6 protein-coding genes are annotated in these 6,106 nt (G+C 72.7%); 2 read left to right on the forward strand and 4 right to left on the reverse strand.

Annotated features, from left to right (window positions below; genetic code table 11):
* On the reverse strand, positions 1-1,335 hold a 1,335-nt coding region (locus SACSA_RS0103215; RefSeq protein ID WP_019813447.1), incomplete at its 3' end, for a flavin-containing monooxygenase.
* A 75-nt stretch (positions 1,336-1,410) separates the two neighbouring features.
* Here SACSA_RS0103215 and SACSA_RS0103220 point away from each other — a divergent pair.
* Positions 1,411-2,343, forward strand: a complete 933-nt coding sequence (locus SACSA_RS0103220; protein WP_019813448.1) for an AraC family transcriptional regulator — start codon at positions 1,411-1,413, stop codon at positions 2,341-2,343.
* Here the strand turns inward: SACSA_RS0103220 and lysX are convergent.
* Genes lysX through SACSA_RS0103235 form a run of 3 tightly spaced genes read right to left on the reverse strand, consistent with a single transcriptional unit; the run spans position 2,330 to position 5,459 of the window.
* Positions 2,330-3,829, reverse strand: coding sequence for a bifunctional lysylphosphatidylglycerol synthetase/lysine--tRNA ligase LysX (gene lysX, locus SACSA_RS0103225; RefSeq protein ID WP_019813449.1), 1,500 nt, complete (start codon positions 3,827-3,829; stop codon positions 2,330-2,332). The genes SACSA_RS0103220 and lysX overlap by 14 nt on opposite strands.
* A 35-nt stretch (positions 3,830-3,864) precedes the next feature.
* Positions 3,865-4,548, reverse strand: a complete 684-nt coding sequence (locus tag SACSA_RS0103230; protein WP_019813450.1) for an acetoacetate decarboxylase family protein — start codon at positions 4,546-4,548, stop codon at positions 3,865-3,867.
* The gene (locus SACSA_RS0103235) at positions 4,545-5,459 is read right to left on the reverse strand and encodes an enoyl-CoA hydratase-related protein (protein WP_019813451.1); all 915 of its coding nucleotides are present in this window, start codon (positions 5,457-5,459) and stop codon (positions 4,545-4,547) included. The genes SACSA_RS0103230 and SACSA_RS0103235 overlap by 4 nt, the downstream gene beginning before the upstream one ends.
* Before the next feature lie 250 nt (positions 5,460-5,709).
* On the opposite strand from SACSA_RS0103235, the gene SACSA_RS21270 reads away from it, so the two are divergent.
* The coding region (locus SACSA_RS21270; RefSeq protein WP_048876374.1) for an acyclic terpene utilization AtuA family protein at positions 5,710-6,106 on the forward strand (397 nt) is incomplete at its 3' end.

The following is a 6,106-nucleotide window of genomic DNA, read 5'->3' on the forward strand; positions in this document are numbered from 1 at the left end:
GGTCCACACCGACCGGCGCAACCGGCCCTGCACCTCGGCGTCCCAGCGCCGTTCCGCCTCGGGGCGCACGTCCAGGGCCACGTCCGGCCGCGCGGCCAGCAGGCGCACCGCGTCGGCCACGTACCGCGCCTGGCTCTCCAGCATGTGCAGCACCGAGCCGCCGCCGAGGTTGGTGTTCGGCCCGTACAGCAGGAACAGGTTCGGATAGCCGGGCACGGTGATACCCAGGTGCGCTCGCGCGCCGTCCGCCCAGGTCCGCGAGAGAACGCGGCCGTCGAGGCCGCGCACCGTCAGCGAGGAGAGCATGTCGGTGGCCGCGAAGCCCGTTCCGAGGATGAGCACGTCGGCGTCGTGGTGGTGCCCGTCGCTGGTGCGGACCCCTGTCGGCGTCACCTCGGCCACCGGCTCGGTCACCAGGTCCACATTGGATCGCGTCAGCGCGGGCAGGTAGTCGTTGCTGAACAGCACGCGCTTGCAGCCGAGCGCGTAGTCGGGCGTGAGCCGACGGCGCAGTGCCGGGTCGGGGACCTGACGGCGCAGGTGCCTGCGGGTCTGCCACGCGAACAGCGGCGTGAACACCTGCCACCGTGACAGGCACACCTGCGCGAACTCGGCGTAGAGCCAGAAGCCGAACCGGTCGAGCGACTGGAGCCAGGGCGCGGCCCGCAGGAGGCGGTGCTGCCAGGCGGTGTAGACCCGGTCGCGCTTGGGCATGACGTACTGTGCCGACCGCTGGAACAGCGTCAGGTGTGCCACCTCGGGCTGGATGCGCGGGACGAACTGCACGGCGCTCGCGCCCGTGCCGATCACCGCGACGCGCTTGCCGCGCAGGTCGTGGTCGTGCTCCCACCGCGCCGAGTGAAACGAGGGTCCCGCGAAGGAGTCGAGTCCCGGTACGTCGGGATAGGCGGGCCGGGAGAGCTGGCCCGTGGCGGGCACCAGCACCCGCGCGGCGTACGTGGTGCCGTCGGCGGTGCGGACCAGCCAGCGCGCGGTGCCGCGGTCGAAGTCGGCCGAGACGACCTCGCTGCGGAACCGCACGTGGCTCAGGACTCCGGAGCGGCGGGCGACGCGGTCGAGGTAGGCGAGGATGTCGGGCTGGTGCGCGTAGCGGCGTGGCCAGGTGGGGTTGCGCGCGAACGAGAACGAGTACAGCGGCGAGGGCACGTCGCACCCGGCCCCGGGGTAGGTGTTGTCCCGCCACACTCCGCCGAGACCGGGGGCGGCCTCGAGGACGACGAAGTCGTAGGTGCCGGATCGGCGCAGCGCGTGCGCCACGGCGAGACCGCCGAATCCGGCACCGACGACGACTGCGGTCGTGCTGATCGTCTCCATGGACCCGGGACGCTAGACAGCGCGGGCACGGCGTTCCAGCGACTGCGGGGACACGACGTTGATATTTTCGGACATATGCTCGACTGGGACTTCCCTCGGGGCGTGGCCAGTGTCGCGCTGCTGGTGCGATTCGCCACCGAACGAGGCGTGGGAGTCTCGGCGGCGCTGTCGGGCACCGGTCTGGACCTCGACACGATCGCCGACCCCCTCGCGCAGGTGGAGGCACACCAGGAGCTCGCGGTGGTGCGCAACGTCGTCGCCGCGTGTGGCGAGGACCCGGCCGCGCTCGGCGCGCGGGTGGGACGGCGGTACCACGCCACCGCCTACGGCATCTGGGGGTTCGCGGTCACCAGCAGCCCGACGGTGGGCGCGGCCTTGCGGCTCGCGCTGCACTACATCGAGCTGACCTACGTCTTCTGCGTTCCGCGGCTGTGCGTGCACGAGGACAGCGCCGGGCTGCGGTTCCACGCCGAGGCGGTTCCCGGGGACGTGCGGCCGTTCTTGCTCGCCCGCGACGTCGCGGCCGGACACACCCTCATGGCCGAACTGCTCGGGGTGCGCCCGGCTCCCGAGGCCGACGGCGCGGGGATCGCGTTCGCCCGGGAGCTGTTGGACCGGCCGATGCCGCAGGCCAACGAGCACACCGCCGCCCTGTGCGAGCGCCAGTGCCGCGATCTGCTCGCTCGGCGGCGCGACCGCGACGGGGTGGCCCGGCGCGTTCGCGAGCTCCTGCGCGGTCCCGGCGGCCTCGGAGCCGGGATGGACGAGATCGCGGCCGAGCTGTCGATGACGGTGCGGACTCTGCGGCGACGGCTGGCCGCCGAGGGAACCAGCTTCCGTGCACTGGTCGACGAACTGCGCCGCGCCCGCGCCGAGGAGCTGCTGGCCGGGCGCGCGCTGTCGGTGGAGCAGATCGCCCACCGTCTCGGCTATGCCGAGTCGTCCAGCTTCGTGCGTGCCTTCACCCGGTGGACCGGTGTCCCGCCGGGGCGGTTCAGACCGGCTTGACCATCGGGAACAGGATCGTCTCCCGGATGCCCTTGCCGGTGAAGGCCATGAGCAGCCGGTCGAGGCCCAGCCCCGCGCCGACCGTTGGCGGCATGCCGTACTCCAGCGCGCGCAGGAAGTCCTCGTCGATCTGCATCGCCTCCGGGTCACCACCCGCGGCCAGCAGTGACTGCTCGGTCAGCCGCCGACGCTGTTCCACCGGGTCGATCAGCTCGGAGAAGCAGGTGCCCAGCTCCATGCCGAACCCGATGAGGTCCCACTTCTCGGTCAGCAGCGGATCGTCCCGGTGGGTCCGGGTGAGCGGACTGGTCTCCACCGGGAAGTCGCGGACGAACGTGGGGCGCACCAGCGTGTGCTCGACCAGTTCCTCGAACAGGTGCTCCACCAGTTTGCCCGGGGCCCAGGAGGCGTCCCAGACGATGTCGTGGGCGTCGGCGTGCTTGCGCAGCTCCTCCACGGGGGTGCGCGGGGTGACCTCGGCGCCGAGGGCCTCGGACACGGACCCGTGCAGCGTGATCCGCGGCCACTCGCCCGCGAGGTCCACCTCGCCGTGGCGCGGGCTGCGCACCACGGTGTCGCCGAAGACCGCCTCGGCGGCCGCGCGGACGAGTTGCTGGGTGATGGCCATGCCGTCGTTGTAGTCGCCGTAGGCGGCGTACCACTCCAGCATCGTGAACTCGGGGTTGTGCGTGGAGTCGGCGCCCTCGTTCCGGAACGAGCGGTTGATCTCGAAGACCTTCTCGATCCCGCCGACCACCAGTCGCTTGAGGTAGAGCTCGGGCGCGATCCGCAGGTAGAGGTCGAGGTCGTAGGCATTGATGTGCGTGGTGAACGGCCGGGCGGTGGCGCCGCCGTGCACCGGGTGCAGCATCGGCGTCTCCACCTCGAGGAACTCGCGGTCCAGCAGGACCGAGCGCAGCGCCTGCACCGCCGCCGCCCGCTGGTGCGCCAACCGCCGCGCCTCCGGGTTGACGATGAGGTCGACGTAGCGCTGGCGCACCCGCGCCTCGGGGTCGGTGAGCCCCTTGTGCTTCTCCGGAAGCGGCCGCAGGCACTTGGAGGTCAGTGTCCACTCGTCGGCGAGCACGGACAGTTCCCCGCGCTTGGACGTGATGACCTCCCCGGTCACGCCCACGTGGTCGCCGAGGTCCACGTCGGTCTTCCACGCCTCGAGCGCCTCGGCGCCGACCCGGTCGAGTGAGAGCATGACCTGGAGGGACCCCGAGGCGTCGCGCAGGGTGGCGAAGCACAGCTTGCCGCCGGTGCGGTAGAGCATGACCCGCCCGGTGATCGCCACGCGGTGCCCGGTGTGCTGGTCGGCGTCGAGGTCGCCGTGCTGGTCACGCACCGTCGCGATCGTGGTCGTCCTCGGATACCCGACCGGATACGGCTCGGCGCCCGACTCGCGCAACCGGTCCAGCTTCTCGCGCCGGATGCGCATCTGTTCGGGCAGGTCCTCGTGGAATTCGTCCAGGGCGTCACTCACGGCGCCGAGTCTATCGGCCCTGCTCAGCCCGTCGGTCACCGCCGGGGTGTGCCGAAGACCAGCCGGGCATCGCGCAGGTGGGCGCTGGCCAGCGGGCGACGGCCCGCGAGGTATCCGAGCGGGCCGTCGGGGGCGAGTTCCCACCGCGCCGACGCCGCGCGGGGACGCGCCCACGCCCGCACGGGGCTCACGTACGGTGAGCCCGCCACCGCCTGGATGATCGAGAACGTCAGGCGGGCCGCCGGAGAACCGATCGGACGGGGAGTGAACGTCGCCCGGGCCAGGGGCCGCGCGGCCCGCTGTCCGGCCCCGCCCGTCCCCGCGCCCGGGAAGGGCGTCGCCGGTGTCGCGCGGTCGGCCGTCGCGGTCGCCGTGAACGTCGGCCCGTACCGGAAGTCGAGCGCGGCCTTCTCCTTCGGGATGCCCCAGAGCCGGCGGCCCCCCTCCAGCGAGGCGTCGCTGTCGACCCAGATCTCGGTGATGCTGCCCGCCGGACGGGTCCCGTGGCGCACGGCGACGGTGGCCAGCAGCTCGTGGTAGGCCAGTTGGCCCGGCGGGGTGTAGTCGATCCACGCGGTGATCACGAAGGCGTGCCCGGCAAACGTCACCGGGGTGACGACCTCCGGCACGCGGGGAAGCGCGTACACCGGCACCCGCCACACCGAGAGGTAGGCCTCGCCCGCCAGGCGCCAGGGCTCGGCGGGGTAGTCGCGGCTCACCCTCGCTCTCCTTCCCCGGCCGGGTCCGCGGAGCCGGGCCGAGCGGCCCAGGGCAGGAAGTCCGGCAGGTCGTCGTTGACGCGCAGGCCGAAGCGCGGTGGACGCTTCTCCAAGAACGACAGCACACCCTCCACGGAGTCGGCGTTGCCCGGCAGGCTCGCGATGAGCCGGGAGTCCACCTCGTGCACCGGCTCCGGCCCCGGCGCCCCCGCCATCCGGTGCAGGAGCTGCCGCGTCACGGCCACCGACACGGGCGCGGTGTGGGTGACGAGGTCGGCGGCCAGCGCGTACGCCTCGTCGAGCAGCCGCTCGGGTGGATGGACCCGGTGCACGAGCCCGGCCGCGTGGGCCTCGTCGGCGTCGAAGACCCGTCCACTGACCATCCAGTCGAGGGCGCGGCCCATCCCGACGATCCGGGGCAGGAACCAGGCCGAGGCGCCCTCGGGGTAGATGCCGCGGCGGACGAAGACGAACCCGAAGCGCGCGTCGGTGGCGGCGAGCCGGTAGTCGGCGGACAGCGTGATCGTGATGCCGCCGCCGATGGCCGCGCCGTGGATCGCGGCGATGACCGGCTTGGTGAGCGCGAAGACGCGCGCCGAGACCCGCCCCGCGGGCTCCTGCCAGGCCGGGTCGGGGGTGTCCTGGTCGAACTCGAATCCGCCGCCGGAGAGGTCGGCGCCGACGGAGAAGTCCCCGCCCGCGCCGGTGAGGACCACCACGCGCACGTCCTCGTCGGTGTCGGCTCGGTCGAGCGCGTCGACGATCTCGTCGGCCATGCGCACCGTGTAGCCGTTGCGGGCCCGTGGCCGGTCGAGGGTGATCGTGGCGACGCGGTCGGCGACCGCGTACCGGATCTCGTGGTAACCGGCGCCGTCTCGTTCGCCGCCGCCGACAGCGGTGTCTCCGGCCACAGTGCCTCCCGCTTCGCCGTGTGTCCCGGGTGGGTCGTGCCGGGGCCGAGCCTAGTCCACCACAGCGTGCTGGCGTGATGCCAACAACAGGGCGAAAAAATCAGGCGTGCTTGCTTTTTCTCGCCGGGCGGTGGCAGGCTGAGCCGTCCGGCCGGGGTGCTGAGCGCGACCGGGAGGTCAGCGAGCTCCTCCGGACCGGACGGCGGCCCTGACCGTGCCCGTCGGCGAGGTCCTCGGTGGGAGGAGGCGCATGCTCCGGATCGCGAACGCGTCCGGCTTCTACGGCGACCGGTTCTCGGCCGTCGCCGAGATGCTCGACGACGGGCCCGTTGACGTGCTCACCGGCGACTACCTCGCCGAGCTGACGATGCTCATTCTCGGCCGCGCCCGCGCCAAGGACCCCGCGCGCGGCTACGCGACGACGTTCCTGCGGCAGATGGAGCAGTGCCTCGGCCGGGCCCACGACGCCGGGGTGACCGTCGTGACCAACGCGGGCGGGCTCAACCCGGCCGGGCTCGCCAACGCGCTGCGGACGCTGGCAGGCCGGCTCGGGCTGGACGTCGCGGTCGCGCACGTCGACGGCGACGACCTCACCGCTCGCGCCGAGGAGTTCGGCCTCGGCACGCCGCTGACCGCCAACGCCTATC

The sequence above is a fragment of the Saccharomonospora saliphila YIM 90502 genome (assembly GCF_000383795.1).
Taxonomy (GTDB): Bacteria; Actinomycetota; Actinomycetes; order Mycobacteriales; family Pseudonocardiaceae; genus Saccharomonospora; species Saccharomonospora saliphila.

Bases quoted from the DNA above. Each gene is read 5' to 3' on its own strand.
- SACSA_RS0103220 (WP_019813448.1), top strand. From the start codon at position 1,411: ATGCTCGACTGGGACTTCCCTCGGGGCGTGGCCAGTGTCGCGCTGCTG.